The organism is Bifidobacterium imperatoris, assembly GCF_002860405.1.
Classification (GTDB): Bacteria; Actinomycetota; Actinomycetes; order Actinomycetales; family Bifidobacteriaceae; genus Bifidobacterium; species Bifidobacterium imperatoris.
The window spans coordinates 81,014-99,351 of sequence record NZ_NMWV01000011.1 but is presented as its reverse complement, the minus strand read 5'-3'; the positions used below and the strand labels follow the sequence as shown (position 1 = coordinate 99,351).

Annotated in this window: 16 protein-coding genes, 3 tRNA genes and 1 pseudogene; 10 read left to right on the top strand and 10 right to left on the bottom strand. The window is 55.8% G+C overall.

Features of this window, described 5'->3' with window-relative positions; genetic code table 11:
* Window positions 1–24 precede the first annotated feature (24 nt).
* The 3 genes and pseudogenes from Tam1G_RS12070 to Tam1G_RS04645 all read right to left on the bottom strand — a co-directional run.
* Window positions 25–456, bottom strand: a pseudogene (locus tag Tam1G_RS12070) (ATP-dependent DNA helicase RecG); the annotation flags it as partial.
* Window positions 457–540: 84 nt separating this feature from the next.
* Complete coding sequence (gene rpmB, locus Tam1G_RS04650) at window positions 541–735, bottom strand: 50S ribosomal protein L28 (protein WP_033890590.1); 195 nt, start codon at window positions 733–735, stop codon at window positions 541–543.
* Between the two features lie 215 nt (window positions 736–950).
* Window positions 951–2,465 carry an aminotransferase-like domain-containing protein gene (locus Tam1G_RS04645; RefSeq protein ID WP_101625635.1) on the bottom strand — a complete coding sequence of 505 codons (1,515 nt, stop codon included), beginning with the start codon at window positions 2,463–2,465 and terminating at the stop codon, window positions 951–953.
* Window positions 2,466–2,703: 238 nt separating this feature from the next.
* Here Tam1G_RS04645 and Tam1G_RS04640 point away from each other — a divergent pair, with 238 nt between their 5' ends.
* Window positions 2,704–3,405 (top strand): LysE/ArgO family amino acid transporter, encoded by a 702-nt coding sequence (locus Tam1G_RS04640; RefSeq protein ID WP_101625634.1) that lies wholly within the window; start codon window positions 2,704–2,706, stop codon window positions 3,403–3,405.
* Between the two features lie 187 nt (window positions 3,406–3,592).
* On the top strand, window positions 3,593–4,609 hold the full coding sequence (locus Tam1G_RS04635; protein ID WP_033890592.1) for a PfkB family carbohydrate kinase: 1,017 nt from the start codon (window positions 3,593–3,595) through the stop codon (window positions 4,607–4,609).
* Between the two features lie 10 nt (window positions 4,610–4,619).
* On the opposite strand, the gene Tam1G_RS04630 is transcribed toward Tam1G_RS04635, so the two are convergent.
* The gene (locus tag Tam1G_RS04630; protein WP_033890593.1) at window positions 4,620–5,903 is read right to left on the bottom strand and encodes an MFS transporter; all 1,284 of its coding nucleotides are present in this window, start codon (window positions 5,901–5,903) and stop codon (window positions 4,620–4,622) included.
* Window positions 5,904–6,127: 224 nt separating this feature from the next.
* Here Tam1G_RS04630 and Tam1G_RS04625 point away from each other — a divergent pair, with 224 nt between their 5' ends.
* Window positions 6,128–7,651, top strand: coding sequence for an amino acid permease (locus Tam1G_RS04625; RefSeq protein ID WP_033890594.1), 1,524 nt, complete (start codon window positions 6,128–6,130; stop codon window positions 7,649–7,651).
* A gap of 83 nt (window positions 7,652–7,734) precedes the next feature.
* Here Tam1G_RS04625 and Tam1G_RS04620 read toward each other — a convergent pair whose 3' ends face one another.
* Window positions 7,735–8,358 carry an HAD family hydrolase gene (locus tag Tam1G_RS04620; protein WP_033890595.1) on the bottom strand — a complete coding sequence of 208 codons (624 nt, stop codon included), beginning with the start codon at window positions 8,356–8,358 and terminating at the stop codon, window positions 7,735–7,737.
* A gap of 132 nt (window positions 8,359–8,490) precedes the next feature.
* On the opposite strand from Tam1G_RS04620, the gene Tam1G_RS04615 reads away from it, so the two are divergent.
* Window positions 8,491–9,720 carry an esterase/lipase family protein gene (locus Tam1G_RS04615; RefSeq protein ID WP_101625633.1) on the top strand — a complete coding sequence of 410 codons (1,230 nt, stop codon included), beginning with the start codon at window positions 8,491–8,493 and terminating at the stop codon, window positions 9,718–9,720.
* A 35-nt stretch (window positions 9,721–9,755) separates the two neighbouring features.
* Here the strand turns inward: Tam1G_RS04615 and Tam1G_RS04610 are convergent.
* The 3 genes from Tam1G_RS04610 to Tam1G_RS04600 form a co-directional block, all read right to left on the bottom strand.
* Window positions 9,756–9,828 (bottom strand) — tRNA-Val (locus Tam1G_RS04610).
* 41 nt (window positions 9,829–9,869) lie between these two features.
* Window positions 9,870–9,941 (bottom strand) — tRNA-Val (locus Tam1G_RS04605).
* 41 nt (window positions 9,942–9,982) lie between these two features.
* A tRNA-Gly gene (locus tag Tam1G_RS04600) sits at window positions 9,983–10,055 on the bottom strand.
* A gap of 278 nt (window positions 10,056–10,333) precedes the next feature.
* Here Tam1G_RS04600 and Tam1G_RS12005 point away from each other — a divergent pair.
* The 6 genes from Tam1G_RS12005 (at window position 10,334) to Tam1G_RS04575 (ending at window position 15,777) form a co-directional block, all read left to right on the top strand.
* Window positions 10,334–10,459, top strand: a complete 126-nt coding sequence (locus Tam1G_RS12005) for an NAD(P)H-dependent oxidoreductase (protein ID WP_161786488.1) — start codon at window positions 10,334–10,336, stop codon at window positions 10,457–10,459.
* A 92-nt stretch (window positions 10,460–10,551) separates the two neighbouring features.
* The gene (locus Tam1G_RS04595) at window positions 10,552–11,109 is read left to right on the top strand and encodes a methylated-DNA--[protein]-cysteine S-methyltransferase (protein WP_033890597.1); all 558 of its coding nucleotides are present in this window, start codon (window positions 10,552–10,554) and stop codon (window positions 11,107–11,109) included.
* Window positions 11,110–11,304: 195 nt separating this feature from the next.
* On the top strand, window positions 11,305–12,633 hold the full coding sequence (locus Tam1G_RS04590; protein WP_033890598.1) for a DUF2974 domain-containing protein: 1,329 nt from the start codon (window positions 11,305–11,307) through the stop codon (window positions 12,631–12,633).
* 99 nt (window positions 12,634–12,732) lie between these two features.
* Window positions 12,733–13,377 carry a TetR/AcrR family transcriptional regulator gene (locus Tam1G_RS04585; RefSeq protein ID WP_101625631.1) on the top strand — a complete coding sequence of 215 codons (645 nt, stop codon included), beginning with the start codon at window positions 12,733–12,735 and terminating at the stop codon, window positions 13,375–13,377.
* An 84-nt stretch (window positions 13,378–13,461) separates the two neighbouring features.
* Complete coding sequence (locus Tam1G_RS04580; protein WP_081890018.1) at window positions 13,462–14,892, top strand: aspartate ammonia-lyase; 1,431 nt, start codon at window positions 13,462–13,464, stop codon at window positions 14,890–14,892.
* An 87-nt stretch (window positions 14,893–14,979) separates the two neighbouring features.
* Window positions 14,980–15,777 (top strand): mechanosensitive ion channel family protein, encoded by a 798-nt coding sequence (locus tag Tam1G_RS04575; protein ID WP_101625630.1) that lies wholly within the window; start codon window positions 14,980–14,982, stop codon window positions 15,775–15,777.
* 73 nt (window positions 15,778–15,850) lie between these two features.
* Here Tam1G_RS04575 and Tam1G_RS04570 read toward each other — a convergent pair whose 3' ends face one another.
* Both Tam1G_RS04570 and Tam1G_RS04565 read right to left on the bottom strand, forming a co-directional pair.
* Window positions 15,851–16,930: a CPBP family intramembrane glutamic endopeptidase gene (locus Tam1G_RS04570; RefSeq protein WP_101625629.1), complete on the bottom strand. Its 1,080-nt coding sequence runs from the start codon at window positions 16,928–16,930 to the stop codon at window positions 15,851–15,853.
* 160 nt (window positions 16,931–17,090) lie between these two features.
* Window positions 17,091–18,335: an ABC transporter ATP-binding protein gene (locus tag Tam1G_RS04565; RefSeq protein ID WP_242689705.1), complete on the bottom strand. Its 1,245-nt coding sequence runs from the start codon at window positions 18,333–18,335 to the stop codon at window positions 17,091–17,093.
* Between the last annotated feature and the right edge of the window lie 3 nt (window positions 18,336–18,338).

The following is an 18,338-nucleotide window of genomic DNA, read 5'->3' as shown; positions in this document are numbered from 1 at the left end:
CTGGTTTGCGGCTGCGAACTCAGGCGGAGCCACTGTCAGAAAATCAGGATGAGTGAACTGCAGCTGCCCCATATATTCGCTTGGCACGCCGGAGACCACCAAGATCGGACTGGATTTAAGCCGCATGCTCACCCAGTCGATATAGTTTTTACGCCCGCCGAAGAATGTGAGTTGAGCAGTGCCACCGGGCATATTATGCGTGCGAGCGAAGTCGACATCATCAACAGTGGCGATTACGCGCAGCATGCGGCCGGGCACCACACGCACATCACGCACAGTGGCCACAAATGCCATCTGCTGGCCGATTTGTGCTTGACGAAGCGTTTGCAAACGTACCGGGTCGGTGACGCGGAACGGGAAATAGGTCAGAGCCTCCCCCACCGTGGTTACGCCCAGCGATTTGAGCGCGGACACTCGTCGCTTATTGGTGATCAGCGATGCCAGTGCGGTGCTCAACGTAATGCTCATAGCGGCCCATTCTATTAAAACAAAACCCGCTCAGCCGAAGCTAAGCGGGTTTTGCAGACGTCAATACGTGATTCACGCGGCCACGCGCTGAACCTTGCCAGCCTTGAGGCACTTGCCGCACACGCGCAGGCGAGTGTTCTCGCCGTCGATGGTGGTGCGCACAGACTGCAGGTTCGGGCGGAAGGTACGCTTGGTACGACGGTGCGAATGAGATACGGTGTAACCGGTCTGCGGACCCTTACCGCACACTGCGCAACGAGCTGCCATGATGGACTCCCTTAAACCTTGATGTTTCAAGTCTTTCACGCGTTCGACCGCCGGTTTTGCCCGACATGCCGAACACACAACTTCACAAATATATAGCCCAATACCGACAACCGCAACCCTTGCGTGTATCATGCCGCGGCGATGACGACTTGAGCACTTTGAGCGAGTCTAGCGGAACGCCTCGAAATTCGATGCGACTCAGGCGGCCGCACATCTCATACCAGCGATGCGACCACTTCGGCGGCACGCGCAAACTCCTCCGGCGTCGTGTACGCATAGCTCAAACGCAGCGAGTTATCGCCGGCGAAATCGTAGATATCGCCAGGATTAAGTAGCACGCCATGCTCAAGCGCACGCTGGAAAAGACGCCCCATACGCACCGGCTCATCAAAGGTCAACCAAATGTAAAAGCCACCTTGCGGCACATTCCAGTGAGCGCGCACCGAGAACAAACGCTCCAGAGTCTCCAACGCGGCATCTCGACGACGGCGCAATTCCGCGCGCAGCTGTTCCAAATATTCGCCATACATCCCGGAGGTGAGGAATCGCGCGAACACCCATTGGCTCAGCGTGCTGGCACCATAGTCCATCTGCATTTTGACGTCAGCCAGACGATGCACGATTCGCTCGTCGGCCACCACCCATCCAATACGCAATCCCGGTGCCAGTGACTTTGATGCGCTTCCCACCGTAATCACCATGCCGGTGTCGTCAAAGGCCTTGAGCGAAGTCGGCGCATCGCCATCAAACACCAGATCCTGATAAGCACAGTCCTCGATAATCGGCAGACGATTCGCAACGCATGCATCAATCAGCAGATGACGGCGATCGGCCGGCATCGTTAGGCCGGTCGGATTGTGGTTGGTTGGAATCGTATAGAGCACCGCACTACTATTCTTGCCGCCATTGCCGCCGCTGCCCTGACCGGAGCGTGGACCGGGACCCGAGCCTGTGCCAGCCCTCTCGCGTAACGACGCGTCCAGCGCATGCACATCGAGGCCGTCGACACCCATCGGCACTCCGGCAAGCCTCATGCCTGCCGACTGGAACACCTGCAGCGATTTGATATAGCTGGGCGCCTCGGCATAGACGGTCGACCCCGAAGACAGCAGGCTCACCGAAATCATCTGCAGACCCTGCAATGCACCTGACGAAATCAGCACCTGCTCCGGATTGCAGTCCACATTCCACGAGCGCATATGAGAGGCGACGGCCTCGCGCAACACATCCAGTCCTTCGGGAGGAGGGTAGCCGAGCGAATCGATCTCGTCGGCCGCCTCGCATGCCACGCGCCGCCACATCTCACGCGGGAACAGACGAGGGTCAAGCTCCCCAGTGCCCAACCGTGTCTTGGCGGAGTCGAATTCATAACGGTTAATGGACTGAATCGTGTCGTTGTTCGCCTTGAAGAAACCGGAAGCCACATAATCCGCCCAGTCAGGCGCGCCGGAAAGCATCAACGACCACGTGTTGCTGACAATACGTGTGCCCGCGCCATGCCGACCCTCGACAATGCCATAATCGGCCAATTCCTCAACCGCAGCGATGACAGTGGACCGGTTCACGCCGAACGCATCCGCCAACGCGCGTTGGCTGGGAAGGCGCGAACCAATCGGCCACGCGCCGGACGCGATGCGCCCACACATGAAATCCACGATCTGTTCGGTGACCGGACGCGTCTCCTCGCGATTCGGCTTCCAATCGATTTCCAGCGGAGCGATGCGCGCCATGATTCCCCCTTTCCAGTCATTGCATCATATTTGGCTGGGTGCCATACCGTCACCTTGGCTGGTTGCCAAGTGTAGCCGATTGCTTAGCATAGGGCAATAGCTTTGGAATGAATGGGATTGTTGAGATATCAATTCCATCGAAAAGAGACAACACCATTGCGATTTGGCTGGTTTAGTTGGATGTGACCAATCCAGCCAAACCAATGCAGACGTGCGCGAGGGAACGGAAGGATGCAACATGGGCCTGTATATTCAGGGATTGACGATGGGACTTGCCTACATCGCGCCCATCGGCATGCAGAATATGTTCGTCATCAATTCAGCCCTGACGCGCACACGACGCAACGCGCTCCTCACAGCGCTGATTGTCATTTTCTTCGACATGACACTATCGCTGTCCTGTTTCTTCGGCATCGGAGCGCTGATGCAGTCCCACGCATGGCTAGAGAATATCGTGCTCGGGCTGGGTGGATTGGTGGTGATTCGCATAGGGCTGGGCTTGGCGTTGCCGCACAAGAGTCGCGTCACCGCCAATCAAGCCGGAACCGGCGCTATGCCTGATACGGCGACCGGCGGCGGCAATAGTTCCCCATCCCCTAACGCCGCGCGGGTTCCATCACAGCACCTCGGCGTACAAGGTCTGCTCAGCACCATCGGCACCGCGTGCGCCGTCACCTGGTTCAACCCGCAGGCCATTATCGACGGTACGCTGATGCTTGGCGCATTCTCGGCCACTCTCAACGCGCAGCAGACCACACCGTTCATCACCGGCGTCGAAACCGCCTCCGTGCTCTGGTTCTTTGGCGTCACGCTTGTCGTCAACGCCTTCGCTCACAAGTTCAGCCCGCGCATCATCAATGTACTCAATCGCGTATGTGGCGGAGTCATTACGTTGTATGGCATCAAACTGCTGGTCGATTTCGCGCTTGCGATGTTCTGAATCATCAGCGTGCACCCATGAATTACCCAGTGATTACTCAATAAGACTCGCCGTTTTGTCTATTCCCAGCACAGCCACCTCTCTTATAATCTCGGTATAAGGGAACAGGAGCGAAGGGGCTCCCCGCGGCACTCAACGTGCATGGTAGTACGTCGCCCGCGGCATGGACTAGCAAAAGGAGGCTGGCATGTTAGACCTGAGAAGAGGCATTGGCACCCATCACCCGAGCGTGATTTCTTTGGGGCAGGTGTGGGTAGACATCATGATGAACGTGGACGCCGTACCTCCGCAGGGCGGCTTTGCCGTGGCCGACCACCCCAAGCCTGCCATCGGCGGCAGTTACCGCGTGCTGGAAGCGGCAAGCCGCATGGGTGTGCAATCCGAGCACGCCGGCATTCTCGGCAACGGATTGTGGGCCAACTTCATTCGCCAATCATTCCAAGATAACGGCATCAACCATATCGGCCAGGACCGGCTGGATGAAGATTCCGGCTTCCGCGTTGTGCTGAGTTCCGGGGAGCCGAAGAAAACGTTCATCGCCTCCTATGGTGCTGAAGCTCATGGCGGCGTGGACACGTTCGACATGTTGGAGCCGCAGGATCATGATGTGGTGCATATCAGCGGCAATACGCTGATGGACCATACCGCAGCCGGCGTGGACGGATTCCTATTGCGAGCCGGCACCGACCCAACCAAACGCGACTATGCACTCGTCATCAACCCCACCAATACGCTGCGCTTGGTGAACGACCATATGCTTGAGGACTTGGTGCTCGCACGCCCGATTTGGTCGTGCAATCGTCAAGAAGCCACCACTTTGGCTGAGCGTCTCGGTGCACCGATTGATGACAGCAAGGTGACTATCGGCGGCGGCTTGGATGATTTCATGCACCAGTTATGTGATGGTCTTGGCCATACGTTGCGCGCCCCATTGGTGGTACGCGTAGGTTCCTTAGGCGCTTGGGTACGCGAGCCAGGCGGAGAGACCGTGCACATTCCAGGATTCCCCACCAAGGCGGTGCACACCCGTTCCGCAGGCGGCTGCCATACCGGTGTAATGTGCGCCATGCTGGCCGAGGGGCGTGATCTCACCGATGCCGTCAAACTGGCCAATGCCGCCACATCCATCGCCATTACCCGCAGTATCAATGGCGTGCCTCAATGCCCTGAGTATGACGAGGCAGCCGCACTATTGCAAGGCTGAAGGCTGAATATCACGCCGCCCTGGTCGGATCTTTCTGCAACGTGAGGAAGACCAGGGCGACGACCAGAAGGATGGCAATAGAAAGTACACCGAAACTGGCGTTGCCGGTCAGGGAAGTCGTTGTGGCGACTAGGAACGTACCCAAGATCGAAGCGGTTTTGCCGAAGATATCGTAGAAGCCGTAGTACTCGTTGGCGTGATCCTTCGGAATGATCTTGCCATAGTACGAGCGAGAAAGCGCCTGGATGCCGCCCTGGAACATGCCGACCAAAATCGCCAGAATCCAGAATTCCACTGCCGTCTTCAGAAAGAACGTGGCAAAGAACACGATGCCCATGTATGCCACCACTGCCGCGGTGATCATCGGCTTGCAACCGAAGCGTCCGGCCAGTCGACCGTACAAGATCGCGCACGGGAAGGCCACGAACTGCGTAACCAACAGCGCTACCACCAGCTGGGTGGAGTCGATGCCGAGCTGCGTGCCATAGGAGGTGCTCATCGAAATCACCGTGTTCACAGCGTCGATGTAGAAGAAGAACGCAAGCATGAACATCCACAGCGGCTTGTTCTTCACGATCTTGCCGAACGTAGAACCAAGCTCGGTAAAGGTGCCGCGAATCGCCTCACGCGCATGGTCGCGGGTTGCGCGGTAATGCACCTGCCGGTAGCTGGTAATCAGCGGAATCGTAAACGCCACCCACCAGACAGCAGTAATCACGAAGCTTGCGCGTGTGCAGGCTACAGTGGACCAATCGAACAGTGCGGGCCCGCCGAAAATCAGCGCAATGCACACGATGAACGGCACCGTGGAGCCCACATAACCCCAGCCGTACCCATGCGAAGACACCTTATCCATACGCTCGTTCGTGGTGGTGTCAATCAGCATTGAATCGTAGAACGTAAGCGAGCCATTCAAACCAATGGTGGCAAGCACATAAATAATAAGAAATGGCAGCCAGGTTAGCGGCAGTGCCATAGCGCAACACATCACCACGCCAGTACCGAAGAAGCCTAGGAAGAACTTGATTTTCATGCCCTGCACATCGGCGATAGAACCAAGCAGCGGCATCAGCAATGCGATGACCAGCGAAGCTATCGTCTGCGCATAACCCCAGGCGGACACGATGTTGCCATCCGAAGGCATCAGAGATTTCGCATAAATCGGCACCACGGCGGTAGAGAGCAGCACGAATGCCGAATTGCCCACATCGTAGATAATCCACTTCTTCTCGCGGGCGGACAGTTTATTACTGGTACCGCTCGCGGGCGATGACGCGATGTTGGCAGCGCTCATGAAAAATACTCCTCACAAAATAACGACTGTCTCCATCGTAAAAGTGCAGCAAAGCTGCAAAGCACCGTTTTAGTTGAACGGAACGTGAACAATATCAGGCAATGTCATCATCACTAAAGCCTCGCAAAACAGTTCGCAGTACACGCGTAGCCCCTTCAACGTATACTATTCCGGGCTCTCTTGTGGGAGTCTATCCACGGAACGCGCATGTCAGAGAGAGCAACATGAGTCAACCCGAAACCGACCAGGCGGCACAGTCGCCGTCCACAGTGAACGATGGCACCAGCAACGCCGACACCGCCGGCACTGAACCAAGCCATATCGGTAAAGAACACACCAAGCACGCGCTGCACACAAATCTGAAGCGTGGCATGGAATCACGCCATCTGCAGATGATTTCGCTCGGCGGCGTGATCGGCACAGGCCTGTTCTTGAGCTCCGGCTATACGATTCAACAGGCGGGCCCTATGGGCACGATTTTGGCGTACGCCATTGGCGCCGTGATTGTGTACCTGGTGATGCTGACGCTCGGCGAACTGTCCGTAGCAATGCCGGTCACCGGTTCGTTCCATGTCTATGCGGAAAAGTTCATTGGCCCAGGCACCGGCTTCGTGATTGCAATTCAGTATTGGCTCACATGGACTGTGGCGCTCGGCTCAGAGTTCACGGCAGCAGGTCTATTGATGCAACGCTGGTTCCCGGATACGCCAACATGGGCATGGTCAGCGGCCTGCATTGTGCTGATTTTTACATTGAACGCACTGTCCGTTCGATTCTTTGCGGAGGCTGAGTTCTGGTTTGCCTCTATTAAAGTGTTTGCCATTTGTGCGTTTATCGCCATCGGCTTGCTGGCGATTTTCGGCATTATTCCGATGAAGGGCTATAGCCACGCCCCCATGTTCGGCAATCTGGTGAAGGACGGTATCTTCCCGAATGGTTTCATGCCGGTGTTCGCCACGATCTTGACTGTGAACTTCGCATTCTCCGGCACTGAGCTTATTGGCGTGACCGCTGGCGAGACGCGAGACCCGGAAACCGCCGTGCCGAAGGCTATTCACACTACGCTGTGGCGTTTGGTGCTGTTCTTCATTGGCTCCATTGTGGTGATGTGCGCTTTGATTCCGTGGCGCGAAGCCGGTGTGGGCGAAAGCCCGTTCGTGCTGGTGTTCAGTTCCATCGGCATTCCGTATGCCGCGGATATTATGAACTTCGTGGTGCTGACCGCTGTGCTCTCCGCTTCCAATTCCGGCCTCTACGCTTCCACGCGCATGGTGTGGTCGATGGGCCATGAGGGCATGATTCCTCACTGGTTTGCCAAGACGAATCGCCACGGTGTGCCGGTGCTGGCACTGTGCACAGCTATGGCCGGTGGTCTGTTGGCGCTGCTCTCTTCCGTGGTGGCTGCATCCACCGTATATCTGGTACTGGTGGCGCTTTCCGGTTTGTCCGCAGTGGTGGTGTGGATCGCCATCGCCTACTGCCAGATTGTGTTCCGCAAGCGTTGGATTGCTTCGGGGCATACCGCAGAGGAGTTGAAGTACCGTACTCCAGGCTATCCGTGGACTTCTTGGGGTGCGTTCATTCTGTGCACTGCTTCGTTCCTGCTGGTCTTCTTCGATAAGGAACAGCGATTCGCGCTGGGCGCGGAGCTGGCATTCCTTGCGCTTTGCTATGCCGCATACTTCGTGCAGCAATGGTGGCGTAAGAAGCATCCGCGAGAGGAAGACGAGCCGCTACAGTTGCCGTAAACAGCTCTCATCAACTTCCTTTTAAGGTCCTGATTGTTCCCGCAATCAGGACCTTGCCATATCAATATCAGTTCGTATGCCTGTTAGCCGAACAGCTGGGCGCGCAGCGCATCAGCACCAGTGAAGCGGATGCCGTGCAAGCCTGCCGCAGTGCCGGCTTCGGCATTCCACGGTTTATCGTCCACGAATGCGGTGCATGCAGGGTCTATACCAAAGCGGGCGATGGCTCGCTTGAAGATTTCAAGATCCGGTTTGTGAATCTGTTCGGCACTGGAAACCACAACGTCCTTGAGTAATCCCAAAGCCGGGAATAGCTCACGAGCTGCATCAACGTACTTGACTGTGAAATTGGTCAAGCCCCAGCAGCGCACTCCTGCAGCATCTAAATCATGCAAAATTTCCGGCATCCCTGGCAGCATACCCACCAATGCCAGTTTCTGACGCTCAAAATACAGCCGGAACGCTTGCTCCTGTTCGCCTCCAGATAACCCATGATGCCGGGCATAATCAGCCAGAATCCTCTCCTCGCTCCAACCAAGATCAGAGAGCTCGTCGTAATGCCAGAAACCATAGGGATCATTGCGGTCGAACAGATGGTCGATTACCTCGTCCGGTGCCTGCCCTTCCAGCGGCACACGCGGCTGCCAATCAACTAAGACGTCGCAAAAATCGAAAATCACATTGGAGTATCGAGCCAATCCAGCCATGCTGCACAGTGTAGACCCCGCACAGCATCACCGTCCGAGAAAAATATGCCCGGAAAAGGAACAAGAATCCCTACACGTATTGTTCATCTCCACCAAAGTGTGCGCGGATTATTCGCGCCTACCATAGGCACTATGACCGGTCGCATTGCCGCATGCCGCTTCGGCGTCATTATGCTCAGGATTTTCTGGTGGACCACACTTATTGCCACTGTGACGCTCATCGCTTCCCTCACCACCATGTTGGCCGCCGACTGGCCAACGCCTTGGGCAAATAGCTGGCCAAGCTGGACAGTCGCCCTAGCACTCACCATCATTCTCGAATCCATTATTTTCTGGATCGGCATTATCACCGTCTATGTCACTTCAGTGCAGCTTGGCATCAAAATTCGTGTTATCGGCGTGCTGTGTGGCTGGATTCCCATTGCCAACCTTATTGCACTGCGGCTTATTATCCGCACAGTAGATGAGGAAGTACGTTTTGAATCGGCAAAGGAACAGCTCAATCGCGCTCGCGCTGCAGCTCGCATCTGCGCCACGCGCTACCCCGTGCTATTGGTGCACGGCGTATTCTTCCGCGACACAAAAGCGCTGAATTATTGGGGGCGTATTCCCGCTGAATTGCAACGCAATGGTGCGGTGATTTATTACGGCAATCATCAGTCCGCAGCATCGGTGCCGGATTCTGCACGAGAGCTGACCGAACGCATCCTGCACATTGTTCAGACCACCGGCTGCGGCAAAGTCAATGTCATCGCGCATTCCAAGGGTGGATTGGACATGCGCTATGCCATTGCGCGCTGCGGTGCGGCACCATATGTTGCGTCGCTGACCACCATTAATACACCGCATCGCGGCTGTGGTTTCGCCGACTATCTCCTGGAAAAGATTCCCCTTGCCGCACAAAAACAAGTAGAAGCGGCATACAACACCGCAGCCTCGCATCTGGGCGATAAGCAGCCCGATTTCATGGCAGCTGTACATGATTTAACTCAGGCCGGATGCGCTCGGCTCAATGCCGAGATCGGCGATGCGAATGAGCTTCATGGCAACGCGAGCACCACAGGACCGTTCGCCGGCATCATCTGCCAAAGCGTCGGCTCCAAGCTGGCCCATGCCACCACAGGCAAGTTCCCACTCAATTTCACCTACCCGTTGGTCAAATGGTTTGACGGTCCGAATGATGGGCTCGTGGCCCAACCGTCATTCCCGTGGGGTGAACGGTTTACTTGGTTGGAGCCAAACGGCACTCGAGGTATTTCCCACGCGGATATGATCGATCTCAACCGCGAGAATATTCCGGGATTCGATGTACGTGAGTTCTATGTGCAGATAGTGGCGGCCTTGAAGCAGCGCGGTTTGTAAACAAAAAATCCCGCCTAGCTGGGCGGGAAATCGGGTGGGCGATGTAGGAATCGAACCTACGACCCCTTCGGTGTGAACGAAGTGCGCTAGCCGCTGCGCCAATCGCCCGATTGGCATAGAAAAACCGGCACAAAGCCGGCCTATGCGAGTGGGCGATACAAGATTCGAACTTGTGACCCCTTCCGTGTCAGGGAAGTGCGCTACCACTGCGCCAACCGCCCGGGTCATCCATCAGACTGAATCAAATGTTCAGTCTTCCGAGAGCGGACAACGGGACTCGAACCCGCGGTCTCAACCTTGGCAAGGTTGCGCTTTACCAACTAAGCTATGTCCGCATGTGTTGTTTGAAGCAACAGGTGAATAAGATACGCTACTTTGCGGAAAAATGCATCATCCCCGCGTGTCTCCGCAGAATTTCAACGTTTTTCCACGAGCGGCATCACCGCAAAACATCATGCTCCACTCTCGCTGATCACTCCCACTCATTCCATCTCAATGTGACCTTGCTCACAATAGTTCGCCACACGCTGCTCTCTACGCCCAACGCGAAGCAATTGTCAGACACCGCGGCGCACAATGATTTTCGGTAAACACCTAATACAAGGGGGATGCAATGACCAAGCTTCTATTCGTTGTGGGCAGCCTGCACAAGAACGGTTTCAACCACCAGCTGGCCGACGAAGGCAAGACCAAGCTTGCCGCCGAGGCCGACGCTTTCCTGAAGTTCGTTGAGGCCTGAGTTCCGGTTCTCTAGCTTCTTTAGCGTAAAACCCTGCCAATCAACACCGATTGGCAGGGTTTTACATTTACGTCAGACCAATAATAGACAGTATGACATCATCATTACCATCCGCCACATTCCGCGCCACGGCAGAGACGCCCATCGGTCGAATGCTTATGGGCTCGGATGGCGTCTCGCTCACGGAACTTTGCCTTGAAGATTGGTGGTGGGCAAAAACCAACGCATCCGAATGCACCGCGGGAGATACGAATCTGCCAGTATTTCAGCAAACCCGTCAATGGCTTGCCGCCTATTTTGCCGGCGGGTGCCCAAGCATTGACTCCGCTCCCCCGCTTGCACCGCATGGCACGCCCTTCCAGAAGGAAGTCTGGCAACTGGTAGCGGAGATTCCATACGGGCAAACGGTGACTTACGGTGAGCTGGCCGCCGAACTTGCTGAACGCCGAGGCGGCGGGCGAATGGCTGCGCAAGCGGTGGGTGGCGCTGTGAAGCATAACCCCATCACCATCATCGTGCCCTGCCATCGAGTAGTCGGGGCAGGCCGATCGTTTGGTGGATATGGTGGAAGGCTGGATGTCAAAGCCGAATTATTGGAGCATGAACATGTTGACCTATCGCGCTTCGACCTCGGCCCCATGCAGCAATAGCCACTCGCTGCAATCCATACCCATCATCAACTCCAGGAATGGCGAGAAAACCATTGAAATAGTTCGCCATGAGAGAGTCACAGACGGGCCGGTAATCACATTCGTAATATTCTTAAAAGCAGGAACGGGCAATAAGGCAACTTCACCGGCCAGGCGATCAAGCTGAGTAACGAGCCGCAACCAAGGGGGCACAGTATGAGTGGCATCATCGAATACGTGCACGCCGAGGAACGCTCGTTTCAGGCAGAACCATTCAACGAAGTCGATGCACTGGTGATTGCCACACTGATTTATGAGGATGTGGCCAATATCAGTCCCACACTTATGTTGGACGAGTCCCAGCCATCGGCCGGCGCCTCATTCGCGTCGCGTCTGCGCGCTTTCGAGCCCAAGCATCCTGTTATTTGGTTGAAGAATCTCTGGCGCCCTGCGCTTGAATCGGTGAGTCTTGCGGAAGCGAATCAGGAACTGCACCGCTCGCTCGCCTCAACTGCCGACGACAAGCCGCATGAGCCTCAAGTGGTGTCGGTTATCAACCCTGACCTTACCCACGATTTGTTCCAGGCATGCGCGCAATCCTCGCGCTTTGCCAACGTGCGACTCGGCGCAGTGGTGGAACATGTCAACCGAGGCGAACAAACACAGTTCGCAGCCGCCACATTCCAGCTGCCGGATGGCCGCAACCGCCGCAACCCCACGCATAAAGGCACACTGGTCATCTCCTTTAGAGGCACCGATGATTCACTCATCGGCTGGAAGGAAGATTTCAACATGACCTTCCAGTACCCAGTGCCTGCCCAACGTGCCGCCAGCGCCTATCTGGATACCGTCGCACGTCTTTGGGCTGGTCCGATTATTTTGGTGGGGCATTCGAAAGGCGGCAATCTGGCCATTTACGCCGCGATGAATGCGGAGCCTGCCGTACAGAAGCGTATTCAGCACGTCTATTCGCTGGACAGCCCCGGTTTCCCGTCGTATGTGGTTTCCAGTCCCGCCTATTTGGGTATTCAGCCGAAGGTGACGAAAATCGTGCCCAGTTCCTCGATTGTGGGCATGATTTTCGATACCCCAGAGCCTTGCCGCGTGGTGGCCTCCGATTCGGAAGGCATCATGCAGCATTCGGCTTATACCTGGCAGGTGGATGGTGACAGGTTCGTCACCGAACCGGATTTAAGTTCAAGTTCGCAATTGTTCAATGAGGAATTGAACCAGTGGATTACGAATCTGACTACTGAGCAACGCGAGCGCGCTGTGGATGCTTTGTTCACTGTGCTGCATGCCACGGGTGCCAATAGTTTCAGTGAAATGATGAGCAGATTCCCGGCATCGATTCCATCAATGCTGGGCGCTTTCGTTGGTCTTACGCCTGAGGATCGCCGCCATCTGACTTCAGCATTACTGATTTTGTTCCGCGCTTCCACCGCCAAGTCGAAGCGCCCGCAACAAGCTCAAGCATCACAGCCATCATCACAGCCATCGGAGGCAGAACCTCAACCTGAATCTCAGCAATCCGCTGAACAATAATGCGGATGGTATCGCTTGCCAAAAATTAGTTGGATTGTATAATAATTTTCAAAATTAGACACCCTGACCACTCTCACAACAGCAGCGAAAGAGGACACCATGCCACGCCCACGCAATGACTCCGAAGTGCTTCCCGCTCGAGACCGTCTGGAAAACGCCTTCTGGGAACTGCTCGCCGACCGCGATTACCGCAAGATCACCGTCACCGATGTGGTGCACGAAGCCGGCGTGAACCGAAACTCCTTCTACTATCATTTCTCCAGCCTTCCCGAATTGGCCGATTCCGCCATCATGCATCAGGTGGAAGCCATCCCGATCAACCAAGCTCCAGACCCAAGTGGCGATCCTGAAGAGCAATGGCGTCAACGCGTCACCGCCTTGCTCTCGGACCCCAATCAGCATCGTCGTCTCGACCGTTTGGTTCTACTCGCCGGCCCGCATAGCACGGTTGAGCTCGCTGAATCACTGCGCGACTTCGCACGCTTGCAAATGATCAGCATGCTGCAAAAAGACCCCGATAACCTTGATTTGAAAACCGATCTGATGGTCGAATTCTCTGTTGGCGGTATGCTGGCCGTACTGCAACGCTGGCCGGAATTGAGCGGCACCATAGAGCTGAAGGACCTGCTCAAGGAAGATGTGGCCGTACTGGCTATGGGCATTTATCTTGCCATGAGCCGCGAGAATATGCTCACGTATTGGAACCGCATCTTCGCACATAACGCCCGAAAACTGGATAGCTAGCACTTCGCCTCACAAGGTTTCTCACAAGGCGCAATCCACCCTCAATGCTGGCGTTTCAGACCGCAACACAGGAAGATGGGGATTATGAGCGAACATATCACCACCCGTTTGGAACATGACTGCATCGGCACACTAGAGGTGCCCGACAATGTGTATTGGGGCATTCACACCCAACGAGCCATTGAAAACTTCCCTGTTTCCGGCATCACCGATGGCCAGCACCCTGAGCTGATTCGCGCCTACGCCACGGTTAAGCGCGCCTGCGCCATCGCCAATGAGGAACTCGGACTGCTCGATCATGCCAAAGCCGTAGCGATTCGCCAGGCTTGTCAGGAAATCGAACTCGGCAAGCTTGCCGACCAATTCCCGGTTGACGTGATGCAGGGAGGTGCCGGCACCTCGTCGAATATGAACATGAACGAGGTCATCGCAAACCGCGCATTGGAGATCGCCGGCCATAAGCGCGGCGATTATCATTACATTCACCCCAACGATGATGTCAACGAATCTCAATCCACAAACGACACCTATCCTGCCGCCTGCAAACTGGCACTGATCGATGCCATCGGACCGCTGGCTGAGGCCACCAAAAAGCTGGCCAAGGCATTCCATGATCTGGCGGATAAACACATCAACGATGTGACCATTGGCCGCACCCAGTTGCAGGATGCCGTGCCAATGACGTACGGTCAGGAGTTCCACTCCTTCGCCACCCTGTTGAAGTCCGACTTGGCCGCATTCGACCGCGTGGTTCCGCTACTGGCCCAGCTGAATCTTGGCGCCACCGCCATCGGCACCGGCATCTGCGCGGACCTCAGATTCCGTAAATCCGCCACTGAGCATTTGGCGAATATCACCGGCCTACCCATTACCGCTGCTCCCGACCCAGTGGCCGCCATGACCGATATGGGCGCTTATGTGGCCACATCCGCCGCCGTGAAAAGCTTGGCCGTGCATCTCAAGAAGGCAGCCGACGATTTGCGTCTGCTCAATTCCGGCCCACGCTGCGGTTTCAATGACCTCAATGTTCCGGCCCGTCAGGCTGGTTCGTCGATTATGCCGGCCAAGGTGAATCCGGTGATTCCAGAATGCGTCAACCAATGCTGTTTCAGCATCTTCGGCATGGATGTAACCGTGAATTGGGCTGTTGCCGAGGGTCAATTACAGCTCAACGCATTCGACCCGCTGATGGTGCATGAGCTGCTTACCGGCATGGCGTTGCTCACCCGCGCCATGACAATCTTCCGCACCAATTGTGTGGAAGGTATTGAAATCAATGCTGAAATCGGCCGCGCCTATGCACAATCTTCTCCTTCGATTTCCGCCGCGCTCAACCACTACATCGGCTATGAGAAGGCTGCGGATATTGCGGCCGAAGCGGTTCACACAGGTCGCACGGTCCGTGAAGTAGCCGGCGAGCGCACTGATCTGCCTGCTGAGCAGCTTGATGAGATTCTCGATCCGATTCGTTTGGCTCGAGGACTTGGCCAGACCTGTCGCGAGCATCAGGAGTAGTCAAAAACGTTTGCGAACCTCTGCACGTTCAGCAAACGTCCACCTATCTCCACAAATTCCACCAATACTCTCGATACAGTGAGCACTATGGGCGATTTTGAAACAACTATTGCACAATGGTTCCAAGCAAACACCGGCCGACTGATTTGGCTGATTCTCATGATTGTGGTGGCGTTTGCTGCCGACCGCGTATTGAGTCGACTGCTAAGAACAGTACTGGATAATTCCCAGATTCCAAGCGCTTCGATTTTCGTCAATCTGACGCGTGTGCTGATTTGGGTGGCAGCTATCGCGATGGTGCTGCAACCAGTGTTCGGCATTAATCCAACCACACTGGTTACCGCTCTTGGCGTTGGTGGTGTTGCCTTATCGCTGGGACTCAAGGATACGATAGCGAATGTGATTGGCGGCTTCGGCCTAATGCTCGGCCGTGTAATTCAGCCTGGCGATCTGGTGACCGTGCAGGGCGTGACTGGCGTGGTACATGACATTACATGGCGTCATACCGCCGTCCGCACCCGCGGTGGCGACATTATGGTTATTCCGAATTCCGTGCTCAATACGGCGGCACTCACCAAGCTTGCCCCATTGAGCGAAAGCATGACCTCATTGGAGTTCACGGCCAAGGCGTCCAGCGACCCCAGCGAGGTCAGCCGTAATATCCTTGCCCTTGTAACTCCAGCCATCGCAGACCTGACTCTGGAAGGCCAGCCGCCGCTGGTAAAGTTCACCGGATTCTCCCCGTACGGCATGACCGGTGAAGTACTGTTGTTTGCCCGCCAAGGCGTGCTGCTTTCCACCATTCGCGATAAGGCCGCCCGCGCTATTGCGGAATCGGATCAGCAGTACCTAGTGGAAGACGGTGGTTCCTCCGATAATCTGTGACTGCGGTAGTGCTGATATGAAAAAGCCGAGACCTTAATAGTCTCGGCTTTTTCATATCAGCACTACCGCTGTATCACACAAACAGCATCCACACGGTGAGCCCCACAGTGAGCAGCAAGTACACAATGACACCAGGGTTTGCGTATGCCGTGCGAACTTTCAGACCTGCCGGCAGTTCCTCAGGAGCAGGATAGAACTCCCAGCGGCGCTGCCGGCTCCATCGCACCAGTAGCACAATGCCAGCAATCAGCAATGCGATAAGCGCTGTGCCATACATGCCGACAATCTCCACCCCACCGGTATTGCCGCTTTCCATCATCTGCATGACTTCGCTTTGACTCATGCCGCCATTCAGCAGCTTCGGATCCACCGCATTCAACAGCAACGGCGCCAGTACCGTTCCATTGAGATTAATAATCATATGCATGGCTATGGTGTAGCGAAGTTTCGAAGTGCGCATGTAAACGTATCCGAAAATCAGTCCCAGGCCAAAAGCATAGAAGAACTGGAACAGGTTCATGTGGAACAAGGCAAATGCCAATGAGGAGAAAACTATTGCGGTTTTCTCGCCATACCGACGAGCACGGGAAATAATCTCCTTGCGGAAAATCCATTCCTCGAATATGGGGGCCAGAATGCCGATATAGAGCGCATTCACCCACCAGTCGTTACCTGCCACCACACTATTGAGCCTGTTGGTAGCCTGACCGTCCGTCATAACAGCGGAGAGAATATTGCCAATAATGTTGCCCAAGTACATCACCGGCACGCACATGATAAACAGTTGAATAAATTCGCCCGGTTTCATGGCATACTGACGAGTCTTGATTGCCGGCACCAGTGTGAAAATCAGCATGCTGAGCGGCATTGCCACCACATAGAGCGGTCCAGAAGAGGCCAATAATGAAGCCCAAGCGGGCACGTTGGAGCCAAACAGCTGATGCAAAGCGCCAATGGCCAAGAAATTCAGACCAAGCCAGAACACTATCATCAGAGTGAGCGCCACACCGATCAATGTGAAGCGACGATGTGCCACAAACCACCAGTTGCGCTGGGGCTGAGATGGCTGAGGCGCTTCCGACCATTGCGATGGCGGAAGGTTCAGCTGCGGCAAAGACGGTTGCGGCTGCTGTTGCGGCATCGGTTGGCTCATACTCATTCCCCTACTCAGTACGGCTCGTGTCCTTTGTTCTCAGGATACGGCACATAATGCAGCAACGGTAGCGGCTTAAATTTTCGAGTTAATGCCTGTTTTCAAAAAATAAGCCGCCAGCATTACTGTTGGCGGCTCATTCTCATCTATCTACTGACACTCAGCAGGCAAGCGCGGCGACCGGACGCGGCGTAACGATGACGTCATCGCCGGAAGACAGGCCGGCCGGCAGCTCATTGGCCGGCAGCTGCACGGTGACCTTCAGCTGCTCGCCCTTATTCCAGCGCTGGAATTCGCCGGAGGTAATCACGGTGTCCACACGCACCAGAGAGCCAAGGAAGTGAATGACTTCCACGCGGGCGCGCTCACCAACCTTGGAATTATGCTGATCAGGCAGCGACAACGCAAGATTCTCCGGGCGCACCAGCACAGCTACCGAATCACCGGTGGCGGAACCGGCGATCAGCGGCAGACGCTGACCGAACACCACAGCCTCCTCACCATTGGAGGCACCAGGCAAGCGGTTGGTCAAACCGATGAAGGTAGCCACGTATTCGGTGGCCGGGCGCTGGTAGAGGTCCTGCGGGGCGGCGATCTGCTCAATCTTGCCCTTGTTCATCACGCCGATGCGATCAGCCACGGCCAGAGCTTCCTCCTGATCGTGGGTCACAAACACGGTAGTGGTACCAGTGCTGAGCTGAATGCGGCGAATCTGGTCGCGCAGCTGCACACGAACCTTGGCATCCAGTGCGGAGAGCGGCTCATCCAAAAGCAGCACACGCGGCTTGATGGCCAATGCACGGGCCAGAGCCACGCGCTGCTGCTGACCACCGGACATCTGCTGGGTGTACTTCTTGGCCTGATCGGCCAAACCCACCAATTCAAGCTGCTCCATAGCCACCTTGCGGCGTTCTTCCTTGCTCACGCCACGCACCTCGAGACCAAACTCCACGTTCTCGAGTGCGGTCATATGAGGGAAGAGCGAATAGGCCTGGAACACCATAGCCATCTCGCGCTTGTTCACCGGCACGCCAGTCACATCCTGGCCGCCGACCATAATGCGACCGCCCTGAATGTCTTCAAGGCCGGCCAGCGAGCGCAGGGCCGTGGACTTGCCACAGCCGGAACCGCCGAGCAGCACCACCATTTCACCAGGCTTGATGTCCAAGTTGAAATCATCCAATGCGCGCTTGGTGGCACCGGGGTAAATCTTGACGACATCCTGCATCTGGATGGAGCCACCGCCGCGCTTTGCGGAGTCCTTCAAAAGGGCCTTGGCAGCCTTGGTTACGTCCTTGCCCTGCACGCCTTCGAGGGTGGCGGTGGGGTCGTTCTTAAATGCGTCTTCAACAGCAGCTGCACTGGCAGCAACAGGTGCAGTCGCAGTATTGCGATCGAAAGTCATGGC